The organism is Mycobacterium sp. IDUB_39, from assembly GCF_055419205.1.
Genome location: NZ_JBVAXF010000003.1, coordinates 230,568 through 254,628, shown reverse-complemented (window position 1 = coordinate 254,628; position 24,061 = coordinate 230,568). Strand labels below are relative to the sequence as shown.

The window sequence follows — 24,061 nt, the reverse complement described above, 5'->3', positions numbered from 1 at the left end:
GTGTCGGCGACTAACCCGCAGCGCCGTCGATTTGGTTGGCCGGAACCGGGATTCGCGCGGTCACGGTGGTTCCCGAACCCGCGACACTGACAACGTCGAGGTGCCCGGACACCGCCTCCACCCGGTCCTTGAGCCCGATGAGGCCACTCCCCCCGCCGGAGGTGGCGCCCCCGACACCGTCGTCGGACACCTCGAGACGCAGATCGTCGCCGTCGAACCCGGCACGCACCGTCACCTCGGTGGCTTCGGCGTGCTTCGCGACATTGGTGAGGGCCTCCGCGATCACGTAATAGCCCGCCACCTCGATGGATTCGGGCAGCCTTCGGTCCACCGCGAGGTTGAGCCGGACGGGCACAGCTGACCGGCGCGCCAAGGTCTTGACCGCCGGGCCCAACCCACCCTTCGACAGGATGGCGGGGTGAATCCCACGGGAGAGGTCCTGCAACTCGGTGTACAGGTCGGCCATGCCGTTCACCAGGTTGTCGATCTGCTTGCGCACTGTGACCTGATCGTCGGGGACCGAGGCCTCCAACGCGCGTAGTCCGAGACCGAGCGAGACGATGCGCTGCTGCGCGCCGTCGTGGAGGTCGCGTTCAATGCCCCTGCGAGCCTGATCGGCGGCAGCGACGATGCGCGCTCGCGACGCCTGCAGTTCGGCTCGCGTCTCCGCGTTGTTGATGGCGGTACCCACCAGATCGGCGAAATCACTGATGCGGTCCTCGGTTTCGGCCGGAAGCGCATCCGGGCGGGCGGACCCGACGATAAGGGCGCACCTCGGCTCGCCGTTGACGTTGACGGGGCAGCCGACCCCGGAACGCAGCCCAAGTCCCCTAAGCCTGATGGCGATGGAACCCTCGACGTCGGTGTAGTCGTCGATCCGCGCCGGTTCCCCGGTTCGGAGCACCCGGTCCGTGACGCTGTCGCCATCGAGTGAAAGCCGTTCTCCGACCGAGAGCGTCAGTTTTTCCGGTTCGTCGTGCGCCGCGAGGACCACACACTGGTCCCCCGGCTCGAACCGAGTCAGGGTGACGTGTTCGACGCCGAGTCCGCGGGCTAGTTCGTTCACCGCAACCGGATACACGGCCGATGGGTCGGCACCTCCGGCGACCAGTGTGGCCACCCGGCGCAGTGCCGTCTGCTGTCGGGCGAGGGCATCGGCTTCGCGGCGACGCTCCTCGGACTCGGCCGCGCGCAGCCGGGCCTGGCCCGCCAGGACGTTCACCAACAGCGCCAGCGGCAGGAAGATGAACAGCGCGGGCGCCAGACTGTCGCTGCCCTCCAGGTGGAAGTACGCATAGACCGCCGCACTCGCCAGCGACGTCGCCAATGCCAGCCCGAAGTTCCACCCCGCCGAGACCACCAGCACGCCGAGCAGGAACACCGCGCCGAAAGCGTTCTCCGGCGCCACCCGCTTGAGTTGGAGGACCAGAATCACCTCAGCCACGATGAAACCGGCCGCGACGAGAATGCCCCAGCCCAGGGGGCGCGCGGTGGGACTCAATACGAGGGCAAGCAGCCGACTGCGAAACGAGCGCCGGCTGTTGGCGGATACCGGTCGCTCTGTCATCCAACGGGATGCTAGTGGGTCGGCTCCAGCGGGAGTTCCAGCTAGCCGCAATGACGTCGGATCAACCAGCTGCGAGACTCGTTCCATGTGGTTTCCGGGACGTCAAACGTGCGCTGCCTGATCGTCGATGACAGCGCCAACTTCCGCGATGCCGCGAGCAGCATGCTCGAGCGTGCGGGGATCGAGGTCGTCGGTGTGGCGAGTAACGGAGCCGACGCCCTGACCCGATTCCGGCAAGTGCGCCCCGATGTCACACTGGTCGACGTCGACCTCGGCGTGGAGAGCGGATTCGATCTCGTCGTCCAGTTGTGCGCGGCCACCACGCCAGCGCCGGCGGTGATCCTCATCTCGACTCATTCCGAGCAGGATTTCCTTGACATGATCGCGGCGAGCCCGGCGCTTGGCTTCCTGCCCAAGTTCGCGCTCTCTCCCGGTGCCATTCGCGACCTGGTGGCCACGCGCGGGTAGCTACCTCAGAGCGAGTCGAGGTACATGATCACGGCGCGCACGCGCCGATGGTCATTGCCCGTCTCCGGTAGGTCGAGTTTGGTCAGAATGCTGCGGACGTGCTTCTCGACCGTTCCCTCGGTCACCCAGATCCGCCTGCCGATCCCGGCGTTGGACAACCCCTCCGCCATGAGCACGAGGACCTCGCGTTCCCGGGTGCTCAGTGCGGCCAGGGGGTCATCTCTACGCCGCGCCGACACCAGCTCGGCCACCAGCGCCGGATCCACCACCGATGCGCCGTTGGCGATCCGGCCGACTGTGTCGACGAAGTCGGCGACGTCGGTGACGCGCGTCTTCAGCAGGTAACCGATCGAGTGACCACCGGCTAGCAGTTCCATCGCATGCTCGATGTCGACGTGAGCCGACAGCACCAGAATCGCGATGTCCGGCCACTGCTCGCGGATCGTCCGCGCCGCGTCGAGGCCCTCAGTGCTGTGCGTCGGCGGCATCCTGATATCGACTACGACCAATCCGGGCTGGGTCTCGCGGACCAGGTCGAGGAGTTGAGCCCCGTCGCCGGCCTGGCCCACCACATCGAAACCCGACCGCTGCAGAAGACTCGTCACGCCCTCTCGAAGCAGGACGTCGTCATCGGCGACGACCACGCGTACGGCACTCATCACGTGAGTCTCTCATCGGAAACGGGGTGATACCTGCTAGCCGGTAGGCCGAATGGAGGGAAAACCTCCATGAGCATGGCGGGCAGCCCCGTCGACACATCGCCGGCGAGAGAGAAGTGTCATCCACACCAGATCATCGACGGTCCTTCGACCCCCACCGAGGAGCACGACATGACCCTCTCGCTCGCACGCAATACGCACTCAATCTCCCTGCTCGACGGCACGGTCGTCGAAGAGTCAGAGCTGGGATCGATGCGACGCGTGACCGCCGACGACCTGCCGATCCTGAAGGGCCTGTCGATCAAGCGCGTGCTGCTGAACCCCGGCACGATGCGCACACCGCACTGGCACGCCAACGCCAATGAACTCACCTATTGCGTGTCCGGCACAGCGCTGGTGTCAATCCTCGACGACGGCAGTCGGTTCTCCACCTTCATCATCACCGCCGGACAGATGTTCCACGCCGCGTCCGGGTCCCTGCATCACATCGAGAACATCGGCGACGACGTTGCGGAGTTCATCATCGCCTTCCGCAACGAGCGCCCAGAGGACTTCGGTCTCGGTGCCACATTCGGCGCCTTCACCGACGCGGTGCTGGGGAACACGTATGACTTGCCCGCCGCCGACTTCGCCAAGATCCGCCGCAGCACCACCGACCACAAACTGGCCGCCCGCATCGGTGATCCGCAGATCCCGGCCGGCGCGTACTTCAACGATCCGCACAAGTTCGATATCGAGGCCCAGGCCCCAGGACTGAACTACGTCAGCGGTAACGCGCGTTTCGCCCGAGACCAGTTCTGGCCTGTGCTCAAGGACATCTCGATGTACTCGCTGCGCGTCACCGACGATGGCATGCGCGAGCCGCACTGGCACCCCGTGACCGCCGAGATGGGCTACGTGCGGCAGGGCGATGCACGGATGACCGTCATGAATCCCGATGGCACGCTGGACACCTGGAAGCTCACCACCGGTGACATGTACTTCATTCCGCGGGCCTACCCGCACCACATCGAGAACGTCGAGTCCGACCCCTGGCACTTCCTGATCTTCTTCGATCAGCCGTTCCCGGCCGACATCGGCTACCGGGCGTCGGCCAGCGCCTACTCCCGCGAGGTCCTGGCAGCCGCATTCAACACCCATATAGACGACCTGCCCGACTTCCCCTTCACACCAGCTGACCCGCTGATCGTCGGGCGCAGCAATCCGGTTGACGCACATGGCGTCGGCGAGCACTGAAACCACTGGCGAAGGAGGGGAGAGACCAATGCCAACCATGTGCTGGCGAAGGGAACTGGACATCCCGTCGGGAGGAATGCCGACCATCGTCGCGTCGCTGTCTGAGTTGTCCGAACGCGACCGTCCCTGGCCGGTCAGCCCGGGTCTGACCGGCGAGACGCTTGACTACACGGCGGCGATCGAGGTGTTCGACGTGATCGCGACCGGTCGTTCCCTGGTGGTGTGGACGGCCACGTTCCCGGTGCCCGACGGGCGGTTGGCTAGCGCGGAGATGGTGGGCCACGCTGTCTTTCGTGACTTCATCGGGCAGCTGCGCTACGAATTGGTCGCAGACGCAAACCTCGGCGTGTCGGCGTGACGGCGGTCGGCCGCCCGGTCAGCCGGGTCGAGGGCCGCGACAAGGTCACCGGCGCAGCGATCTACACCGCTGACGTGGTGGTGCCGAACGTCGCACATGCGGTTCTGGTGCAGTCCACGATCCCGCACGGTCGGGTGCTCGCGGAGTCCCTTCGTGCCGCGACCAGACTCGCCTCGGCGGCACCTGGTGTCCTGCGGGTCATCACCCCGCTCAACTGCCCGCCGCTGAAGCCGCCGCCGCGGGAGATGAGTGATGACCTGCCGCTCGAGCGCCGGCCGCCGCTGTCCGACCTCACCGTGCAGCACGTCGGACAGCACATCGCCGTCGTCGTCGCGGACACGCTCGAGAACGCCACGTACGGGGCCTCACTGATGAATGTCAACTACGAGACCCTGCCCGCTCAGATGTCGGCGAACCAGGTGCTCTCCCAACCGATTGTCCCCGACGACGGAAACGGGTGGGTCAGGCACGGCGTCTACCGGCCGGACCACTTCGTCAAGCTCACCGACGAGAGGCTTCAGGACCACCGCGGCCCCGATCGCGAACCGGCGGACGGCATTAGGGTCTCGGCGCGGTTCTCCACCCCGGTCAACGCCCACTACCCGATCGAGCTGGCCGCGACGACGGCGCACTGGGACGGCGACATGCTGACCGTGCACGACACCACCCGGTGGATCACCGGCGAGCGGACGGCGCTTGCCGCATACCTGGACGTGCCCGAGCACAACATCAGAGTCCTGGCTCCCCTGGTGGGCGGCGCCTTCGGGTCCAAGAGCTTCCTGTGGATGCACACGGCGCTGTGTGCCATCGCGGCCCGGGAGGTCGGACAGCCGGTCAAACTGGTGCTCACGCGCGGCCAGATGTTCACCTCGACCGGGCACAGGCCCAGGACCGAGCAGCGCCTGTCCCTGGTGGCCGAGCACGGTGGTGCCATCGTCAGCACCGAACACCACACCCTGACCGAGACGTCGACCGTCGCACACTTCTGCGAACCCGTCGGCCTCTCGTCACGATTCCTCTACCAGTCGCCGCGCCTGGCTGTATCGCACACTGTGGCGCGGATCAACTCCCCCACACCATGTTTCATGCGCGGGCCCGGCGAGGCCCCCGGTTTGTTCGCGCTCGAAGTCGCCATGGACGAACTGGCATACGCGACCGGCCTGGATCCCGTCGCACTGCGGCTGCGCAATGACCCGGACCTGGACCAGGCCAGCGGGCGGACGTGGTCGGGAAAGCACCTGCGCGAGTGTTACCAGCAGGGTGTCGAGCGGTTCGGCTGGCACAACCGGCCGATGGAACCGCGCTGTCTGCGACGGAACGGTGTTCAGATCGGTTGGGGCATGGCCACTGCCACCTATCCCGGTAGACGTATGCCAGCGGCCTGCCGCGTCACAACGACCGCCGACGGGATCGTCCGGTTCGCATCGGCGACCCATGAGGTGGGCACCGGGGTTCGCACCGTGATGTGTCAGGTCGCCGCCGACGCCGCAGGCCTTCCACTGGCTGCTGTGGCCTTCGACTCGGGAGACTCGCTGTTTCCGCATGCACCCTACAGCGGCGCCTCGCAGACCACCGCCACCGTGGGATCCGCCGTCCACGCGGCGGGTACACAGTGGCGACTCCGGCTCGACGAGTGGTTCGGTGATCGCACCGGCGTCGACACTCCGTCCGTCATCGAACTGATCCGCGAGGGTGGGACGGCCCTGCTGGAGCGGCTGACCTTCACCGTCGACAGTGCCGGGCCCACCGCAGACGGCCCGGTGTCACAGTCGTTCGGCGCCCACTTCTGCGAGGTCGAGGTCGACGAGGACATCGGCCGTGCGACCGTGACGCGCTGGGTCGCGGTGCTGGACTGCGGGCGCGTGCTCAACCCCAAGCTGGCGCGCAACCAGGTAATGGGCGGCATCCTCTTCGGCCTGGGCATGGCGCTCATGGAACAGCTGCCCTACGACCCACACACTGCACAACCCATCGGCGAGTACTACCTGCCGACGCATGCCGACGTGCCCGATTTCGACATCGGCTTCGTCGACGTTCCCGATCTCGCACTCGACCCCATCGGGGTGCGCGGCATCGGTGAGATCGGCACGTGCGGTGTGCCCGCTGCGATCGCGAACGCGATACATCACGCCACTGGGCGGCGGCTGCGTGACCTTCCCATCACGGTGGAAGACCTGATGGCCCCCTTCGATACGGGAGTGTTCTGATGAGTACGGAGCAGTTGACTTGCACCACAGTCGAACTCGTCGTCAATGACGTTCCGCGCCGAATCGCGGTTGACGTCAGGCAGACCCTGTTGGACCTACTTCGCGAACGACTGCACCTGACCGGCACCAAGAAGGGCTGCGATCACGGACTGTGCGGCGCCTGCACGGTCACCGTCGACGGTGAGCGGGTGCTCAGCTGCCTCACCCTGGCGATGTCGATAACCGGACGCAATGTCCACACCATCGAGGCAGCAGCCGACCCCGACAACTGCAACCTGTCCCCCATCCAGAAGGCATTCATCGAGCACGACGGATTCCAGTGCGGCTACTGCACTTCGGGTCAGGTGACCTCAGCGCAGGCACTGCTGCGCGAACATGCTCGCGGCGACCTGTCCACGGCATCGTTCGAGCGCGGGAGGTGCGCAGCGCTGCGGGGCGAGGTCGCGCTGACTCGTGACGAGATCAGAGAACGTATGGCGGGCAACATCTGTCGGTGCGGAGCCCAGGCCAACATCGTCGCCGCGATCGCCGATGTGGCAGGCGCGCTGTGAAGCCGTTCGCGTTCGGTCACGCTGAAAGCGTCGACGATGCGATCCGCACCGCGATCGCGACCGGCGGTCGGTACTACGCGGGCGGCACCAATCTGCTGGATCTAATGAAGACCGGCGTCGAGACCCCCGACGTGCTGATCGACATCGGCCGGCTCGGGTTGACGGCAATCACCGCCACATCTGGCGGCGGTGTCCTGATCGGCGCCGGCGCCACCAACACCGCGGTCGCCAACCACCCGCTGATCCGGACCCGCTATCCAGTGTTGTCGCAGGCGATCCTGTCCGGTGCGACCACACAACTGCGCAATATGGCCACGGTCGGCGGAAACCTGATGCAGCGGACGCGGTGCCCCTACTTCATGGACCCGGGATTCCCATCCTGTGACAAGCGGTCACCCGGGACGGGCTGCGCGGCGCGGGACGGCTTCAACCGCGAACACGCACTGTTCGGAGCGGACGGATCCTGTGTCGCCGTGCACCCCTCGGACATGGCTGTGGCGCTAGCGATCCTCGACGCCACGGTGCACGTCCGTGGCGCCGGGGGTGTGCGGGACATTCCGGTGCGGCGGTTCTTCACCCTGCCTGGCCCAGATCCCGACCGCGACAACACCCTGGCGCCAGCAGAACTTATCGTCGGGGTCGAGCTCCCGCCCTCGAGGTATGCCGACCACAGCTGGTACCTGAAGGTTCGTGATCGACACAGCTATGCGTTCGCCCTGGTCTCGGTCGCGGTGGGTCTCGAGGTCACTGACGGTGTGATCCGGTCGGCCGCGCTGGCCCTTGGCGGGGTGGCCGCCATGCCATGGCGGACCGGTGCCGCCGAGGCCGCGCTCGTCGGCAGACCGCCAGGTCGGGAGGTCTTCCGGAATGCGGCCCGGCTCGCTCTGGAGGGCGCCCGACCACTCAGCCAGAACGGCTTCAAAGTCGACCTCGGAAGGCACGCGGTGGTCAGGGCGTTGACGGTCGCGGCAGATTTGCCGGTCTGACCCTGCGAAGGCCTGCAGGCGCGCCCAGGCGGCGTGCGAGACTTCAGCCATGGTCATGCCTATCGAACGCCCCAAGCTGGAGGGCAACGTCGCGGTCGGGGGCGATCGTCAACTCGGGTTTGCCGAGTTCGGCGACCCTCAGGGCCGCGCCGTGTTCTGGCTGCACGGCACACCGGGCGCGCGCCGGCAGATCCCCGTCGAGGCCCGCGCCTACGCCGAACAGCGCAACATTCGGCTCATCGGTGTTGACCGGCCCGGTATCGGCTCATCGACACCGCACCAGTACCGCAACGTACTCGCCTTCGCCGAGGACCTCCGGACCATCGCCGACGTGCTCGGGATCGGCAAGATGGCGGTGATCGGACTCTCCGGCGGCGGGCCATACACCCTGGCCTGCGCAGCGGCGATGCCCGACCGAGTCCTCTTGGCCGGTGTCCTCGGCGGCGTCGCCCCCACGGTCGGTCCCGAGGCTATCGGCGGCGGGCTGATGGGGTTCGGTTCACGCGTGGCGCCTGCGCTTCCGATCATCGGGTTGCCGCTGCGCCTGGCGGCGGTCGGCCTGGTCCAGATGATGCGTCCCGTCGCCCCTCTGGCACTGCACGCGTATGCGTTGGTGTCCCCCGAAGGCGACCGGCGTCTACTGGTCCGGCCGGAGTTCGGCGCGATGTTCCTCGACGATCTGCTCAACGGCAGCCGCAAGCAACTGGCCGCGCCGTTCGCCGACGTCGCCGTCTTCGCCAAGGACTGGGGCTTCCGGCTCGCCGATATCAAGGTCCCCGTGCACTGGTGGCACGGCGACGCCGACCACATCGTGCCGTTCGCGCACGGCCAGCACGTCGTCTCGCTGCTACCTGACGCCGAGCTCTACACCCTTCCCGGTGAGAGCCACCTCGGTGGGCTGGGCGTCGCCGAGGTGATCCTGGGCGATCTGATGAATCTGTGGGACGCGCTCGACGTCGAGAAGTGAGGCCGTGACATCCCTCGTCCCGGGCATGGTTGGCTACGTCGCCGCAGTCGGCGGCTGAGGCTCATACCGACGCGGGCGACTGTCAGCGAATCCGCGAGTTGGCGGGGTCATAGATCGGTTTGAGCGACACCGTGATTGGATACGTCGTCCCGCCGACGTTGACCTGGTAGTCGCCGGCGCGGATCCACTGCGCGTCGACCCGCGCACCGTCCGGCGAGCGGAGGTAGGCCATCCCGACGCACGCACCCGCCGTCTCACCCCATGCCGCCGAGGACACCTGCCCGGCGACGACGCCGTCGCGCAGCACCAGTTCGCCACCCCACAACATCGCCTCCGGCGAGCCGACCGTGAAACCGACAAGCTTTCGGCGTGGGCCGTCGGACCTGGCTCTCTCCACCGCGGTACGGCCCAGGAAGTCGATGTCGGTGTCGAGTTTGCACGTGAACAGCAGGCCCGCCTCTACGGGGTTGTCGTTGGGCGTCAGCTCCCGGCCGAAGGCGCGATACCCCTTTTCCAGCCGCAGCGATTCGATGGCGTAGTAGCCACCGCGCGTCACCCCGAACTCGGCGCCTGCGGACATCAGCGACTCATACACCCCGACCGCGAACTCGGTGGGAACGTAGAGTTCCCAACCGAGTTCACCCACATAGGTGATGCGGGTGGCGCGAACGCTGGCGTGACCCAGGGTGATCGACCGGCTAGTACCGAACGGGAAGGACTCGTCGGCAAGGTCAGTGTCGGTGAGCGTCGACAGCAGATCCCGCGAGGCCGGTCCCATGACGCCGAACACCGCCAGCGCCGAGGTGGCGTCGACCAGTTGTGCCAGGGCGCCGTCGGGCAGGTTCCTGCGGATGTGGTCCTTGTCCCGCTCGGTGGTCGCCGCACTGCTGACAATGAGGTACTCGTCGTGCGCGGTCCGGGTGACGGTGACATCGGACTCGTAGGTGCCGCGCGTGTTGAGCATTCCGGTGTAGACCGTCCTGCCGACGTCGACGGCCATATCCGCTGTGCACAGCCACTGCAGCGCCGCCTCGGCGTCGGGTCCAACGAGCAGGTACTTCGAGAACGACGTCTGGTCGAACACGGTGACCGCGGTCCGCGTGCTGATCTGCTCAGCGGCCGACCACGGCAGCCAGTTCTGCTTGCCCCACGAGTACTCGATGACGGGATCGTGGCCCTGCGGGGCGAAGAAGTTGGCGCGCTCCCAGCCCATCCTGCTGCCGAAGTTCGCGTTCGCGTCTGCCAGTAGATGGTGGACGGGTGACCGGCGGAAGGGACGCGCAGTGGTCATCTCCCGGTTGGGCCAGGGGATTTCGTAATGCAGGCCCAACACCTCGGCCACCCGGTCGTGTAGCCACCGGTTGTTACCGTTGAACGGCGCGAACCGTCGGATGTCGACGCTCGTGAGGTCACTGGTGGGAGCGCCATTGACGATCCACTCGGCCAACGCCCGGCCCGCACCGCCCGCCGAGGCGATACCCACCGAGTTGAAACCCGCGGCCACGAAATAGTTAGCGCACTCCGGCGCCTCACCGAGAATGAACTGATTGTCCGGGGTGAAGCTCTCCGGTCCGTTGTAGAGCTTCTTGAGTCCGGTCTCCTCCAACACCGGAATTCGCAGCAGTGCGTTGTCCATGAGGATCTGAAAGTGGTCCCAGTCCTCCTCCAGCAGCTGGAATTCGAACGGGTAAGGGATAGCGTCAGGGCTCACCCACGGTTTGGCCTCCGGCTCGAACCCGCCGATGACCAGTCCGCCGACCTCCTCCTTGAAGTAGGTGTAGCCGTCGGGGTCGCGCAGGATGGGCATGTTCGGGTGCACGCCCGCGATGGTCTCGGTGACGACGTAGAAGTGCTCGGCGGAGTGCAGCGGCACGTTGACCCCGGCCATGGCGCCGACCTGCTTGGCCCACTGTCCGGCGCAGTTCACCACGATCTCCGCTTCGATGTCCCCTGAGTCGGTGCGCACGCCGGTGACCCTGCCATCGGCGGTCAGCACGTCGATCACCCTGATGTGCTCCAGGATTCGCGCCCCACGCAGTCGTGCGCCCTTGGCCAGCGCCACCGTCAGGTCGGTCGGGTTGGCCTTGCCGTCGGCGGGCAGCCAGATGGCGCCGACCAGGTCGTCGATCCGCATGACGGGATAGTGCTCGAGCGCCTCCTCGGGCGACAGCAGGTCACACTCCAGGTCGAATGCTGCGGCATTGGCTGCGGTGCGGCGCAGCTGGATCATCCTGTCCTCGGTGCGCGCCACCGTCACGCCGCCGCACTGCCGGTAGCCGGCGGTCAGACCGGTCTCGGCCTCGAGTTCGCGGTACAGCTGCGTCGAGTACTGGACCAGCCGGGTGCCGCTCTCGGACGCGCGCAATTGCCCGACCAGACCCGCGGCGTGCCACGTGGTGCCCGACGACAACTGGCCCTGCTCGAGCAGCACGACGTCGGCGTGGCCGTACTTGGTCAGGTGATACGCGACGCTCGCGCCGATCACGCCGCCTCCGACGATCACCACTCGCGCGCGGTCGGGAAGGGCTGCCATATCGTCCTCTCAGTCCGATGCCCGCACGTCGGCGAGCAGTCGGTTGAAATCGGGCCCGCGGAACTCCTGCATGGCCAGTTCGAAGCGCTCCATCGCCCAGCCCCAGAAGTCGAAGTCCAGCGCGCTGGAGCCATTCTGGATGCAACCCCACAGTGTCCAGCCGTATTGGGAGACGGTGCCCTGTAAGCGGACACGGGCCATTTCGTGACGAGCCCTGCGCCCGAAGTACTCGTCCACCAGTTCGTCGAGCTGGTCGAGGGACAGCCGGCATTCGCGCCAGATGTTGCCCAATTCGAAGCACGGGTCGTTGTTGCCCGAGTACTCGTAGTCGATAACCCAGACCTGGTCACCGTCTTCGACGAAGTTGGCCGCCAACAGGTCGTTGTTGCACGGGACTGTGGTGTCGTCACCGTCAAGGGCGACGCGGATGGTCTCGAACTGTTCAGCAAAGCTCAGGTAATCATTCGGCAGTCGGAAGCCGTTGTCCTGCACGACCTTCAGATACTGCGATTGCCGCACAAACATGTCGAAGTCGTCGCGGAACCGTGGTCCGGCGTGCAGTGCGCGGCAACCGGCGGCGACCTTGGCGATGACGCCGGGCCTGGCGAAGTCGTCGTTGGTCAGCGTCGCCCCGGGAACGAACCCGATCAGTAGGATGCCGAGGTCGGGCCGGTAGTCGATCACGGGCGCCCCGACGCCGGCCTGTTCGGCGGCAAGAGTGTTGGCGTACTCGTTATCACGGTCGATGCCGAGCAGGTTCGTCGAGGAGTCACAGCAGCGCGCGACGAAAATCCCCATGGGCGTGGTGATCTTGACGTTGCGATTCGTCAGGCCCCCCGACAGGTCCTCGAGCACCCGCGTCTTACCCGCGAGTGCGGGGAACTGATCCAGCACTGCGTCGAGTTCGGCGTTGGTGAGCGAGAACGACACCGCATCAGTCCGGGTCGTGACGCAGTGCTCGCCGCAGCATGTGCATCGCGACGGTGGTGGACCGTTCCCGGATGTCGGATCGGTTACCCGGCAGCACCAACGTGCGCGTCGTCGGCGCACCGTCGCCGACCCGCACACTGAAGCAGACGGTGCCCACCGGCTTCTCGGCGCTTCCCCCACCCGGACCGGCGATGCCTGTGATCGCCACGGCCGTGTCGGCTTTGAACCGTTGCAGCGCACCCGCGGCCATGGCCTCGGCGACGGGCTCGGACACCGCACCGTGGGTGGTGATGAGATCGGGATCGACCCCGAGTAGATCGGACTTGGCGGCGTTCGAGTACGACACCACACCGCCTGCGACGTAGTCCGAGGAGCCGGCGCGGTCGGTCAATCGGGCCGCGAGCATGCCCGCGGTGCACGACTCCGCCGTCGCGATCGTGCGGCCGGAAAGCAGCGCGGCGACCTGGTCGTCGACCAATGCGCCATCAGTGGAGTAGATCTCCCTGGCGTGGTGCTTCTGCAGCAGCCCCAGCATGCGCGCATAGACGTCGTGGGCGCTGGGCTCATACCGTGTGACGATCTCGAGTTCGCCGCGACGCAGACACGTCGTGATCTCCAGCCGGTCGAAGTCGGCGATCTCGGTCTCACCGATGCGCAGCGTCTCGGCGAGGCCCGACTCGGGCAGCCCGAACATGCGGATGGTGTCCTGTCGATACTCGGTGCGGCCCGCGATCGCATCGGTAACCGCAGGTGTGGCAATCGCGGCGGCCCACATCGGCTGAAGTTCACGCGGCGGCCCGGGCAGCACCACCACCGTCGGCTTGCCGGGCACCACGACACCCGGTGCGGTGCCGACCGGGTCGAGGATCTGTGCTCCCTCGGGCACCATCGCCTGCTTGCGGTTGGCCGCCATCACCGCGTCGAAGTCGACGCCCTCGCGACGCCCCATGAGCCGTCGGAGGATGCCGGCGATCTGTTCCTCGAGTGCGCTGTCGAGGACGAGTTCGCGACCACAGAAACGGGCGACCGTTGCCACCGTCATGTCATCGGCCGTCGGACCGAGCCCACCGCTGGTGACGATCAGATCGACGCCCTCTGCGGCCAGGAACCGAAGCTGGGCCTCGATATCGGCCGGACGGTCCCCGCAGATGGTGATGTGCGCGAGCTCGACACCCAGTTCCAGTAGTCGGTCGGCGACCCATGGGCCGTTGCGGTCCTGGACCCTCCCGGTCAGCACTTCGGTTCCGGTGACGACGATTCCCGCACGGGCGCTCACGGGTACAGACACTACGACCATGGCCGCACATGCGTGGCAAGTGGTGTCGACGTGTTGTGTTCAGCGTCCCGCAATGTGGCAGCGCTAGGTTCGGCGGCCGTGACGAGCGCGGTCCTGGCCCTGCCCGAGCTGATGGACCCGATGTACTGGTTGGGCCACGGCGGCCCCTTCGCGGCGGCGCTGCTCCCCGGCGTGGTGATCATTGTGTTCCTCGAGACCGGCCTGTTCATCCCGTTCCTGCCCGGTGACACGTTGCTGTTCACCGCGGGTCTGCTTGCCGCGCAACCGAACGCGCCGGTAAGTGTCTGGCAGCTGGGCGCCAGTGCCGCCGCGGCCGCCATCGTGGGCGGACAGGTCGGCTACTTCATCGGCAGACGGTTGGGGCCCGCGCTGTTCAAGAAGGAGGACGCGCGGTTCTTCAAGAAGCGCTACCTGGCCACCTCGCATGCGTTCTTCGACCGACACGGTCGCAAGACCATCGCGATCGGGCACTTCATCGGTGTGGTCCGGACGTTCACCCCGGTGATCGCCGGCGCGTCGGGTATGCGCTATCGCGTCTTCCTGGTCTACGACGTCATCGGCGCCACGGCCTGGGGCGTTGGCCTGACACTGGTCGGGTTCCATCTCGGCGGCGTCGGGTTCGTCAGCACCCACCTGGAGCTCGTCGTGTTGGCCATCGCGGTGCTGTCAGCGCTGCCCATCGCGGTGTCGGTGCTGCGGGCGGTGGCGGTCCGTCGCCGCGATGCGACTTCGGCGCGCCTCCGTTCGCCTACCGACGGTTAGCGCGCCGAAATCGCGGGGGCGCGGGCCCGGGTGCAGACTGGTGTGATGGCTCGGGACCGCGATGAGTCGGGCCGTGCGCGCAACGCGCGGGCCCGAGACGAACTGGGCCGACCGCTACCGCGAGGGGTGCAAGGCGTCCCCCGTGTCCCAGAGGACGCCGTCTTCACACCACTGGAAGCCCTCACCGCAGCCCAGGACTACCTCGATCGCGGGCAGGCATTCCACGCGCACGAGGTCTTCGAGGCCATGTGGAAGCAGGCCGATCCCGCCGACCGCGAGCTGTGGCAGGGACTCGCCCAGCTGGCGGTGGCGATCACCCACGTGCAGCGGGGAAACCGCAAGGGCGCACTCGCATTGCTGCGACGCGCAACCGCGGCCATCGATCAACCAGGGACACCCCACGATATCGACACCGTCGGACTGGTCGGTTATGCCGAGAAACTGATCGACGACCTGCAGGCCGACGGCGAGATCGGGGCGGATCGATTACGTCCCGGGGTTCGACGCCAAGCGCGCTAGGCGACCGGCACCAGCACCGGAGCCGAGTTGTAGCCCGACACCCGCACCCAGTTCGCCGTCACCTGCGGGCTCGGCACGACGGCCCTCAGCTCGACGGTCTCGCCGGGAAAGACCGAGACGTAGTTATCGCTGTACTCAATCGGGAGGATCTCATCACCGTCGCGTGTGGCGGTGACCTCCGCGCGCTGGAAGAACGCGACCTTGGTGGTGGGGTTGGTCAGACGGATCGTCACGGTGTTCTGCCCCGCGCCGTTGGCGCTGCGTTGAGCGGTCACGCCGAGCCGTACGCGGGCCATGTGGTTGAGCGGGGTCATATCGGCCCAGCTCTCCTGGCGCAGCTCGAAGGCGAAGTCCTCGTTCGGGTCTCCGACATCGTCGTTGCGTTGCGACTGCCAGTAGACGTTCTCGGTGATGACGTTGCCCGCGTCATCGAGCAGTTGGCAGCGGACGAAGTAGACCTGCGAGTCGCGCGCCAGCCGGGGCAACGTCATTGCCGGTGCGGTGCCACCCGATGGCACTGTGAGAGGCCCACTGGTGCGATCGTCTCGGACCCTGCCCTGCAGGTCGTAGGCACGCACGCGGACACGTAGATCCGTTGCCGTGCTGGGGCTCTGATTCACCGCGGTGACGTTGGCGACGTCGTGGTCGCCGGTGGCGTAGGAGTCGAAGACCACCGAGAGCGGTCGCAGTCCCTTCTTCGCGCCGTAGTACGCGCCGCCGGGGCGCAGGTAGTAGTCGAAGACGTTGCCGAAGAACGACGGCCAGTGGTTGTTGAGCATCCAGTAGAGCGTCATCTTGTGGTCCGCCCAGCCGAGGGCAGCGAACGACTCGAACTGGGCTCGTGTCGACTCATAGTGCGCGAGTTGGGCTTTGCGAGTGAACTCCTCCGCGCCGCTGGAGTAGCCGTAGCGTCGGTTGATCGCCCGCTGGATGCTGCGCAGCGCGGCGTTACCCGGGTTGGAGCCGGCGTGGAAGTACCAGTAGTCGTTGATGGGCCACAGCTTGTCCGGCGGGATGAACTTCTTGAGGCTCGCCAATGGCGGAATGTGCTCGTTGTCGCCCTGTTCTGCCGAGGCGCCGCGGGCCGCGCGGTACCGGCCGCTGAACCAGTACGTCGGCGGCCGCCACGTGTACGGCCCGGCCATGTGGATCCCGTCCCACAGCCGTTCACCCGTTTCATCTGTGGTGTAGGACGACACGCTGTCAACGACGGCGTTCTGCCAGTGCAGATCTCGCAGAATTCCGTGGTAGGCGTCCATCACCGGCGGCGGCGGGCGTCCGTCGCTCGCGTTGGCCCACACGAATGCCGAGGCATGCGATCGCAACATCGCAACCTGTGATCGAAGACTGTCCTTGGCGACCGCGAGATCCTCGGCATCCCACTGTGGCCACTTCTCCCACTGGTTGCAGCACATCCAACCCACCATCAGCGGGATGCCGAGCTCGTCGGCGGTCTGCACGAAGCGTTCGGTGGGGATCTTCGACTCGAGTCGAAGCATGTTGAGACCCAGGTCGCGGGTGTAGCCCAGGATGGCGTCCTCGCGGTCGGGATTGTGCTCGAAGAGCAGGTCAGGTGTGTAGGTCGCACCGCGAACCAGGAAGTCGCGCCCATTGACCTGGAGGTAGAAGTTGCCGCCGCGGCCCAGCTCGGGAAACTGGTCTTGGGCGTCGCGGAACTGCGACACGGTGCGGACGCCGAAGCGCAGGGTCGACTCGTCCACCGAGCGGTTGTACTGACGAAACTCCAGGCGCAAGTCATACAGGTTGGGCTCACCCATCGTGTATGGCCACCACAGGTCGGGGTTTGACAACGTCAGATCATCGAACTCGTCTGGGCTGAAGCCGACTTCGCGATCGTCGCCGGGCCCGAGAGTCACCGGCTTTTCCACCCGGACCGTGTCGCGACCCGGCCGGGTGATGGTGGCCCGCAGCACGCCGCGCACACGTTCGGTGGAGAAGTTCTGCAGCCGGGCGAACACATGCAGCCGGGCCGAGTCGGTGGCCGGCAGCGGCAGTTCCGTGTTGACCGTGGCGTCCGCAATGGCCACGGGCCCAGACATCCTCAGGTAGACCGGTTTCCAGATGCCGGCATTCCGATCGGCGACGAAGGAGTTACCGTTCGCCGGATTCTTGTCGGACCCCTGATATCCCAGATAGTTCCAGTTGATCCAGTCGAACCAGCTGTCGGCGAGCTCCACGCCGTCGACGTCCTGGATGGCGCGCTCCGGTGTCACCTTGACGGCCAGCGTGTTCGGCCGCCCCGGCTCGATCCATGGCGTCACGTCGAGGTCGTGCTCGACATACATGCCCACCACCTGGTCGTCGTCGGCCACGAGGTGACCGTTGAGCCAGATCTGGGCGCGGTAGTTGATGCCGGGGAAACTCAGCTGGTAGGTGCTGTGGCCCGCCGGCGCCTCGAATGTGGTGCGGTACCACCAGTCCTGCAGATAGAGGTCCTGCGGGACGTCCTCGAGCAGGTTCTTGCCGTAGTACAGGTTGGGGTAGGTGCCGTCGTCCTGCAGCGCCGCCAGCACCGTCGCGGGCATGCTGGGTACCTGGTGCCACGCCGAGTCCTGGTAGTCCGGCCGGGACACTTCCGCGCCGTCCGCGGCGACGTCGCGTGCCGAGGCGAGACGCCACCCGTCGGCGAGTTCGATCTGCGCCGAGGCCGACTCCGGGCCGGAGAAGCGTGGGATGTCGCCGGCGCAGACGACCAACAGCAGCAGAGAGATGACGACGCCCAGCACGATGGTGCGGCGCATCTGGGTCGCGATGGCGCGTCTCCCTCTGGTCGGGCATGGGTGGATCGCGCGATGCGCGGGGTTGGGCTCCCATTCTGCCCAGGGGTGCGCGGCTGCGCGTCAGGTGCCTGCGATCCCGCTGATCATCCGGTCACAGACCGAGTACATCTGGCGCAGCGCCGCATCGGCGTCATCGGCCCGCGCGACGAACAGCGCCGCCTCGTCCAGCGCGCCTAGCAGCACGTGTGCGGTGGGGCGCAATGGCTGTTCGGGGATGACCCCGTCGGAGATGGCCTGGGCCAGCATCGCCTCGATCACACCCAGGCCGTACTTCTCCCCCACCTCGCGCCACCGCTGCCAGCCGAGCACCGACGGCGCATCGATCAGCACGATGCGTTGCACACCAGGTGCCGAGCACTCCTCCAGGAACAGTCGCGCCCCCACGCGCATGGCCTCGAGTTGGTCGGTGGGGCCCGCGGCGGCGATCCTGGCCAAGATGGCAGCGACGATGTCCTGTTCAGCCTGCTCGTAGACCTCGGTGAACAAGCCTGTCTTGTCCCCGAACTGGTGATACAGCGCCCCGCGCGTCACGCCCGCGGCATCGACGATGGCCTGCGTGGAGACCGCGGCGTAGCCCTGCGTGGCGAAGAGCTCGCGTCCAGCCGCCAGTAGCAGGGCCCGCGTCGCGGCGGTGCGCTGCGCCTGCGTGCGACGCGGTGCCGAGGCGGCAGTCCGCTGACCGTTGACTTTCATACAGTGTGCACGTAACTTTCATACGAAGTGTTCGTAAGTTTGAGAGAAGGGTAGCTGAGATGTCGCAAGTGACAGTGCAGGGCGCGACAATCGAGTACCGCGTGTTGGGCCCGTCCGACTCCCCTCATCCGCCGGTCGTGTTCGTGCACGGCATCCTCGTCGACCACCGGCTGTGGGCCGGGGTGGCAGAAGATCTGGCGCGCAACGGATATCGCTGCATCCTGCCCGATCTGCCGCTCGGCTCGCACACGGTCCCGGTCGACGACGAGGTACTACGCACTCCCGCGGCAGTCGCCGAACTGGTGCACGACTTCATCGTCGCGCTGGACCTCGATGACGTCACACTGGTTGGCAACGACACCGGTGGCGGGCTCTGCCAGTTGCTGATCGACGCTCACCCGGACCGCATCGGACGATTGGTCCTGACCAACTGCGACGCATTCGACAAGTTCCCGCCGTTCCCGTTCAACGTCGTCTTCGCGACGATGCGCGGGCCTCGGTCGATCAAGGCGCTGGCAGGCCCCATGCGGATTCCGGCGCTTCGCCACTCACCGCTGGGCTACGGCCTACTGCTGGAGCGCAACGATGACCTCACCGCGGCCTGGATCAGGCCGTGCGTCTCCGACCGTCGCATCGCGCAGAACCTCGCCACCCTGTTACGAGGCGTCCGCGCAACGGATCTCACCGACGTCGCCACCCGTCTGCACCGGTTCGACAAGCCCGTGAGCGTGGTCTGGGGTCAAGCGGACCGCAGCTTCACACCCGAGCTCGGCCGGCGGCTCGCGGCGCTCTTCCCGAACGTGACAATGGTCGAGGTGCCGGGCGCACGCACCTTCGTCGCGCTGGACGCGCCGACGACGGTGGTGAACGCGATCACCGCCGTCGGGGCAGCGCGTTAGCGGGGTTGGCTAGAGGAGATCGCGGTGCGGCACGTCGGTGACGAGCCCGCCGTCCATCACGAACTCGGCGCCGGTGGAGAACGACGACTCGTCACTGACCAGGAACACCACGAACGTGGCGACCTCCTCTGAGCGGCCGGGGCGGCGCAGCGGCGCGGTGACCATATCGTCGGGAAAGTGCTTGGTCATCGGCGTCCGGATGAAGCCGGGGTGGATCGAGTTCACCCGGATGTTGTCCGGTCCGAGCTCGATCGCCGCGGACTTGCTCAGGCCGCGCACGGCCCACTTGGACGCCACGTAGGGATGCACCATAGGCGCGCCGCGCAGACCCTCGATCGAGGACACATTGATGATCGAACCGCTGCCAGCCGCCTTGAGCTGCTCGACGACGGCCTGCATGCCGAGCATCGTGCCGGTGAGGTTGACGTCGATCACCTTCTGCCACTTGGCCATGTCGAACTTGCCGATCTTGCCCAACGCGACGATTCCGGCGTTGTTGACCAGCGAGGTCAGACCACCGAACGCGTCCACGGCAACCTTGACCGCGGCGTCCCACTGCTCGGCGTCGGTGACGTCGAGGTGGACATAGCGGGCGGCGTCACCGAGATCGTCGGCCAGCGCCTGGCCCGGCTCGTCGAGGATGTCGCCAATGACGACCTTTGCTCCCTCGGCCACCAGCATCCGGGCGTGAGCCTCGCCCATACCGCGTGCGCCACCGCTGATCAGTACGACTTTTCCGTCTACCCGTCCCATGGGGCGTCAGGCTACCGTACGGAATCGAGACTAGAACCTGTTCCAATTCAGTGGCTCAGCACGCATACTGCGTTTCATCCCTAGGAGGAGGCAACGGTATGGCGATCCGCGTCGCACTCATCGGCACCGGCAATTGTGGCAGCCTCGCGTTACGGCAATTGGTGACTGATTCCCGCTTCGAGCTGACCGGCGTCTGGGTGTCGTCCGAGGCGAAGGTGGGCAGGGACGCGGGCGATCTCGCGGGCCTGGAGATCTCCACCGGTGTACGCGCCGTCAACGACCTCGACGTCATCGTGGCGGCCAAACCCGACTGCGTCGTGTACTGCGCCATGGGCGATGTCCGCCTGCCCGCGGCCATGGCCGACATCAGGTGTTTTCTCGAGGCGGGTATCGACGTCGTCGGCTCGGCTCCCGGGGTCCTCCAGTACCCGTGGCAGGTCATCCCGGACAAGTACATCGAGCGCGTCGAGGAGTCTGCACGCCAAGGCGATTCGAGCGTGTTCATCACCGGCGTCGACCCCGGCTTCATGACCGACCTGGTGCCCTTCGCGCTGGCAGGCACGTGCCAGAGCATCCAGCAGATCCGAACCATGGAGATCGCCGACTACGCCACCTACGACGGTGCGACGGTGATGTTCGACGTCATGGGCTTCGGCAACCAGATCGGTGACTTCCCGATGCTGTTCTCCCCTGGTGTGCTCAGCATCGCCTGGGGCACGGCCATCCGGGCGCTCGCAGCGGGCCTCGGCGTCGAGGTCGACGAGATTCGGGACTCTGTGGAACAGGAGCCCGCACCCGAGGACCTCGACGTCGCCGTGGGGCGGATCGCCAAGGGCACGGTCGCGGCGCTGCGCTTTCAGATCGAGGGGCTGGTCAAGGGTGAGCCGGTGATCGTGGTGGAGCACGTCACCCGCCTGCGCGGTGACCTCCGCCCCGACTGGGCCCAGCCGGCTCAGGAGGGTGGCTCCTACCGCGTCGAGATCGTCGGTGAACCGTCGTACGTGGTGGACGTCTGCCCCACCAGTCGCAACGGCGACCACAACTACGCGGCGATCCTTGCTGCTGCGGGACGGATCGTGAACGCGATTCCGGACGTCATCGCGGCCGCGCCTGGTATCCGCACCACCCTGGATCTCCCGCTGGTCACGGGCAGGGGTGTCTACTCGGGCGCCTAGCTGGCGGCCCGGAGGCCCACCTTGCTCCACTCCATGTGGACGCGCGTGCCCTCGTCGGTGGTATCGACCGACGCGTGGTCCGATAGTGCCGCGATCAGCGGAAGGCCGCGACCGCGACTGAGACTTCGCGGTGATTGCGTACTGCGCCACGTGCCGTGGTCCGACACGGTGACGACCATCGTGAACTTCGCCGGGTCGTAGCGTGCCTGGATGTCCATGGTGCCCGTGCCGTCTGTGCCCACGTAGGCGAACTCGGCACTGTTGGCGAGCGCCTCGTAGACGGCCAGGACGAGATCGTTGAACCGCGCGGCATCGAGCTCGAAGAAGTGTCCCAGCCAGGAGGCGAACGCACGTCGCGTCTGAGTTGCTGCACGTGCGTCCGCGATGACGCCGATCCGCTCGAAGCGCTCAGCGTCTGCGACGTCGGTGATGGGCATTGAATAGATCATGGCAGCGGTTGCCTACCCGATCGGCGTGCGCTGTAAGCGTGTCGCGCAGCTGGATTTATGACTGCAGGGCGGCGAGTGCCTCATCGAGCGTGGCGTACAGCGGCACAATATCCGCGATACCCACCAGTTTGAGGGGTCGGCTGGTGGCCGGACCCTCGGCGACGACACAGAAGTTGGTGGTCGAACCGACCTCGTCATGAGTCGCGACAATTACACCCATACCTGCTGAGGCCAGGAACTCGACCGCGGTCAGGTCCACGACCAGTGCCGTCGGCTTCGTCGCCACGGCTGCACGGATCGCCGCCTCGAGTTGCGGGGCGGTCAGCATGTCGACCACACCTGAGGGGGCGATCACGGCCACCTCACCAACACGCCGCTCGCTGACCTCACACGTCGATGCCGACGAGGAGGTCGCTTCCGCGGCCGCTGCTTCGCGTTGTTCGTCCAATGCCCAACTTTCCTTTTCGGCCGCACCGCTGGCTGCGATATCGGCACCACTTTCATGCTCGCGAGGCTTCAGGCTGAACCTGGCAAGAACAAAAACTGCCGGTCTCGAACCTAGCCGATGGAGGCGCAAATGCGTTGATCGGCTGCCAAACGACACCGATCGGCCACGGTCGCGGCGGCGAACGTCGGGCCTCGATGCTCAAATGGAGGTGATGACCCCGCAAACGCAGCTGTCGCAGATCGCGGCGAGCCCATCAGATACCAGGGTCGGCGCGTTCTTCGACCTCGACGGCACGTTGGTGTCCGGATTCACCGCGACCGCGCACGCCGGGCACCGCATCCGCAGACGTCAGGCCCGGATCGGCGAGGTGCTCGGCGTGATCGAGGCGGCCGTGCGGTACCGGCTGGGACGGATGGAGTTCGAACGACTCCTCGTCCGTGCGGCGGGCTATCTGCGCGGAGAGTCGGCCGACGAGCTCGCGGACCTCGGCGAGTACCTGTTCCGAAATCACATCGAGGAGCGGGTCTTCGACGTGATGCGCGACATCGTTGCGGCCCACCAGGAGCGCGGTCACACCGTGGCACTCAGTTCGTCGGCGCTCACCATGCACGTCGAGCCCGTCGCCCGCTACCTGGGCATCGAGCACGTCATCTGCAACCACTTCGACGTCGACGACCGGGGTCTGCTGACCGGTGGGATCGTGGCGCCCATCGTGTGGGGTGCGCGTAAGGCGTCGGCGGTGCGCCACTTCTGCGCGGACAACGACGTGACCCTGCAGCGCAGCTACTTCTATGCCGACGGTGATGAGGAGATCACGCTGATGCGTGAGGTGGGCCTGCCCCGACCGGTCAATCCGCGGCCCGGCCTGGCCGCCGAGGCAGCGAAGCATGGTTGGCCGGTACTGAACCTCACTGAGCGGGGCGGTCGGCGGCTGTTTGGGCATCGATGATCGCGCGCACGGTGCGCCGGCACCTGCCGCACTCCGAACCGGCGCCGCACGCGTCGGCTATGTCCTTGGAGGTACGAGCGCCTGCGCACACGGCCTCGGCGACGGCTTGGTTCGTGATGCCCGCGCACAGGCACACATACATCAGGATCCGCCCGTTGAGTCCCGCTCGGCGATCTGCAATACCCGGCGCAACCTGCCGACGAATACCGGTGGGTAAGCCCCGATGCCGGCCTTGCCCAGCCACTCCGAGGACAGGTCGGTGTCGCGCAGCCAGTGCCGGGCATGGCTCTCGTCGTCGATCCGGAACACCATCATGGCTTCGTGAGGGTTGTCAAAGGCGCTGAACACCAGGAGATTTCGCACCCCGGCCGCCCGCAGGTCATCGAGCGTGGCGTGAATGTGCGCGATCAGCGCGGTGATGTCCTCGATGGGCGTGACAACCGACACCATGGTCTCCGGCGCGGAGGGGTTGGTCTCGCCGACCAGGTCGACGCTGTCGACCACCTCACCCGCGAACAGTGCGGGGATGTCCTGGACTCCGACGGCGTCGAACCAGTCGAAGAACACCCGCGACCGCAGCAGTTCGAGCACGGTGTCACGCGTGTGGATCGCCATGATCACCATCACCCGCTCCGGGTCGCTGGTCGACGTGTACACCAGCACGTGGTGCGCGCCCAGTTCGGCGAGCATGTCCTGCCGTCGTTCGAGAAGCGGCGCCACCCGATCGGGGTCGGGGATGCGGTAGTCCGAGGAGACAACGAGCGAGTGGTTGAGCCAATGCATCACGGCCTGCATTCCTTCGGCGACACGATCATCTGGCTAGCGACGATCGAAAAAACGGTAGTGGGCTTACC

Annotated in this window: 24 protein-coding genes; 12 read left to right on the top strand and 12 right to left on the bottom strand. The window is 66.6% G+C overall.

Features of this window, described 5'->3' with window-relative positions:
* Positions 1-10 precede the first annotated feature (10 nt).
* Entirely contained in the window at positions 11-1,567 is a 1,557-nt protein-coding gene (locus ACZY0X_RS13130) for an ATP-binding protein (RefSeq protein ID WP_463770982.1), read from the bottom strand.
* A gap of 108 nt (positions 1,568-1,675) precedes the next feature.
* On the opposite strand from ACZY0X_RS13130, the gene ACZY0X_RS13125 reads away from it, so the two are divergent.
* Positions 1,676-2,035: a response regulator transcription factor gene (locus ACZY0X_RS13125; RefSeq protein WP_463771570.1), complete on the top strand. Its 360-nt coding sequence runs from the start codon at positions 1,676-1,678 to the stop codon at positions 2,033-2,035.
* 5 nt (positions 2,036-2,040) lie between these two features.
* Here the strand turns inward: ACZY0X_RS13125 and ACZY0X_RS13120 are convergent, their stop codons facing one another.
* A complete protein-coding gene (locus tag ACZY0X_RS13120; RefSeq protein ID WP_463770981.1) occupies positions 2,041-2,694 on the bottom strand; it encodes a response regulator in 654 nt (217 codons plus the stop codon).
* Positions 2,695-2,865: 171 nt separating this feature from the next.
* On the opposite strand from ACZY0X_RS13120, the gene ACZY0X_RS13115 reads away from it, so the two are divergent.
* Genes ACZY0X_RS13115 through ACZY0X_RS13090 form a run of 6 tightly spaced genes read left to right on the top strand, consistent with a single transcriptional unit; the run spans position 2,866 to position 8,999 of the window.
* The gene (locus tag ACZY0X_RS13115; RefSeq protein WP_463770979.1) at positions 2,866-3,930 is read left to right on the top strand and encodes a cupin domain-containing protein; all 1,065 of its coding nucleotides are present in this window, start codon (positions 2,866-2,868) and stop codon (positions 3,928-3,930) included.
* A gap of 28 nt (positions 3,931-3,958) precedes the next feature.
* Positions 3,959-4,288: an SRPBCC family protein gene (locus ACZY0X_RS13110; protein ID WP_463770978.1), complete on the top strand. Its 330-nt coding sequence runs from the start codon at positions 3,959-3,961 to the stop codon at positions 4,286-4,288.
* Positions 4,285-6,495, top strand: coding sequence for a xanthine dehydrogenase family protein molybdopterin-binding subunit (locus ACZY0X_RS13105; protein ID WP_463770977.1), 2,211 nt, complete (start codon positions 4,285-4,287; stop codon positions 6,493-6,495). Before ACZY0X_RS13110 ends, ACZY0X_RS13105 begins: the two co-directional genes overlap by 4 nt.
* Entirely contained in the window at positions 6,495-7,046 is a 552-nt protein-coding gene (locus ACZY0X_RS13100) for a (2Fe-2S)-binding protein (protein WP_463770975.1), read from the top strand. The genes ACZY0X_RS13105 and ACZY0X_RS13100 overlap by 1 nt, the downstream gene beginning before the upstream one ends.
* Positions 7,043-8,032 carry an FAD binding domain-containing protein gene (locus ACZY0X_RS13095; RefSeq protein ID WP_463770974.1) on the top strand — a complete coding sequence of 330 codons (990 nt, stop codon included), beginning with the start codon at positions 7,043-7,045 and terminating at the stop codon, positions 8,030-8,032. Before ACZY0X_RS13100 ends, ACZY0X_RS13095 begins: the two co-directional genes overlap by 4 nt.
* 49 nt (positions 8,033-8,081) lie before the next feature.
* A complete protein-coding gene (locus ACZY0X_RS13090) occupies positions 8,082-8,999 on the top strand; it encodes an alpha/beta fold hydrolase (protein ID WP_463770973.1) in 918 nt (305 codons plus the stop codon).
* Between the two features lie 82 nt (positions 9,000-9,081).
* Here ACZY0X_RS13090 and ACZY0X_RS13085 read toward each other — a convergent pair whose 3' ends face one another.
* Genes ACZY0X_RS13085 through ACZY0X_RS13075 form a run of 3 tightly spaced genes read right to left on the bottom strand, consistent with a single transcriptional unit; the run spans position 9,082 to position 13,738 of the window.
* A complete protein-coding gene (locus tag ACZY0X_RS13085) occupies positions 9,082-11,532 on the bottom strand; it encodes a GcvT family protein (RefSeq protein WP_463770971.1) in 2,451 nt (816 codons plus the stop codon).
* 9 nt (positions 11,533-11,541) lie between these two features.
* Entirely contained in the window at positions 11,542-12,462 is a 921-nt protein-coding gene (locus tag ACZY0X_RS13080; protein ID WP_463770970.1) for a choline/ethanolamine kinase family protein, read from the bottom strand.
* 4 nt (positions 12,463-12,466) lie between these two features.
* Positions 12,467-13,738: a competence/damage-inducible protein A gene (locus tag ACZY0X_RS13075; RefSeq protein WP_463770968.1), complete on the bottom strand. Its 1,272-nt coding sequence runs from the start codon at positions 13,736-13,738 to the stop codon at positions 12,467-12,469.
* Positions 13,739-13,837: 99 nt separating this feature from the next.
* Here ACZY0X_RS13075 and ACZY0X_RS13070 point away from each other — a divergent pair, with 99 nt between their 5' ends.
* Both ACZY0X_RS13070 and ACZY0X_RS13065 read left to right on the top strand, forming a co-directional pair.
* Positions 13,838-14,521: a VTT domain-containing protein gene (locus ACZY0X_RS13070; RefSeq protein ID WP_463770967.1), complete on the top strand. Its 684-nt coding sequence runs from the start codon at positions 13,838-13,840 to the stop codon at positions 14,519-14,521.
* Between the two features lie 45 nt (positions 14,522-14,566).
* Positions 14,567-15,040 carry a DUF309 domain-containing protein gene (locus ACZY0X_RS13065; RefSeq protein ID WP_463770965.1) on the top strand — a complete coding sequence of 158 codons (474 nt, stop codon included), beginning with the start codon at positions 14,567-14,569 and terminating at the stop codon, positions 15,038-15,040.
* Here ACZY0X_RS13065 and ACZY0X_RS13060 read toward each other — a convergent pair.
* The gene (locus tag ACZY0X_RS13060; RefSeq protein ID WP_463770964.1) at positions 15,037-17,802 is read right to left on the bottom strand and encodes a glycoside hydrolase family 2 protein; all 2,766 of its coding nucleotides are present in this window, start codon (positions 17,800-17,802) and stop codon (positions 15,037-15,039) included. The genes ACZY0X_RS13065 and ACZY0X_RS13060 overlap by 4 nt on opposite strands.
* Positions 17,803-17,901: 99 nt before the next feature.
* Positions 17,902-18,534 (bottom strand): TetR/AcrR family transcriptional regulator, encoded by a 633-nt coding sequence (locus tag ACZY0X_RS13055; protein ID WP_463770963.1) that lies wholly within the window; start codon positions 18,532-18,534, stop codon positions 17,902-17,904.
* A 59-nt stretch (positions 18,535-18,593) separates the two neighbouring features.
* On the opposite strand from ACZY0X_RS13055, the gene ACZY0X_RS13050 reads away from it, so the two are divergent.
* On the top strand, positions 18,594-19,433 hold the full coding sequence (locus ACZY0X_RS13050; protein WP_463770962.1) for an alpha/beta fold hydrolase: 840 nt from the start codon (positions 18,594-18,596) through the stop codon (positions 19,431-19,433).
* A 9-nt stretch (positions 19,434-19,442) separates the two neighbouring features.
* On the opposite strand, the gene ACZY0X_RS13045 is transcribed toward ACZY0X_RS13050, so the two are convergent.
* Complete coding sequence (locus ACZY0X_RS13045; protein ID WP_463770960.1) at positions 19,443-20,186, bottom strand: glucose 1-dehydrogenase; 744 nt, start codon at positions 20,184-20,186, stop codon at positions 19,443-19,445.
* A 98-nt stretch (positions 20,187-20,284) separates the two neighbouring features.
* Here ACZY0X_RS13045 and ACZY0X_RS13040 point away from each other — a divergent pair, with 98 nt between their 5' ends.
* On the top strand, positions 20,285-21,361 hold the full coding sequence (locus ACZY0X_RS13040; protein WP_463770959.1) for an NAD(P)H-dependent amine dehydrogenase family protein: 1,077 nt from the start codon (positions 20,285-20,287) through the stop codon (positions 21,359-21,361).
* Here the strand turns inward: ACZY0X_RS13040 and ACZY0X_RS13035 are convergent.
* On the bottom strand, positions 21,358-21,798 hold the full coding sequence (locus ACZY0X_RS13035) for an ATP-binding protein (RefSeq protein WP_463770957.1): 441 nt from the start codon (positions 21,796-21,798) through the stop codon (positions 21,358-21,360). The genes ACZY0X_RS13040 and ACZY0X_RS13035 overlap by 4 nt on opposite strands.
* Positions 21,799-21,865: 67 nt before the next feature.
* Positions 21,866-22,258: an STAS domain-containing protein gene (locus ACZY0X_RS13030; protein WP_463770956.1), complete on the bottom strand. Its 393-nt coding sequence runs from the start codon at positions 22,256-22,258 to the stop codon at positions 21,866-21,868.
* 211 nt (positions 22,259-22,469) lie between these two features.
* Between ACZY0X_RS13030 and ACZY0X_RS13025 the strand changes: the two genes are divergently transcribed.
* Entirely contained in the window at positions 22,470-23,207 is a 738-nt protein-coding gene (locus tag ACZY0X_RS13025) for an HAD family hydrolase (protein ID WP_463770954.1), read from the top strand.
* On the opposite strand, the gene ACZY0X_RS13020 is transcribed toward ACZY0X_RS13025, so the two are convergent.
* Entirely contained in the window at positions 23,167-23,349 is a 183-nt protein-coding gene (locus ACZY0X_RS13020; RefSeq protein ID WP_463770953.1) for a (2Fe-2S)-binding protein, read from the bottom strand. The genes ACZY0X_RS13025 and ACZY0X_RS13020 overlap by 41 nt on opposite strands.
* A complete protein-coding gene (locus ACZY0X_RS13015) occupies positions 23,349-23,990 on the bottom strand; it encodes a fatty-acid--CoA ligase (RefSeq protein ID WP_463770952.1) in 642 nt (213 codons plus the stop codon). Before ACZY0X_RS13015 ends, ACZY0X_RS13020 begins: the two co-directional genes overlap by 1 nt.
* Between the last annotated feature and the right edge of the window lie 71 nt (positions 23,991-24,061).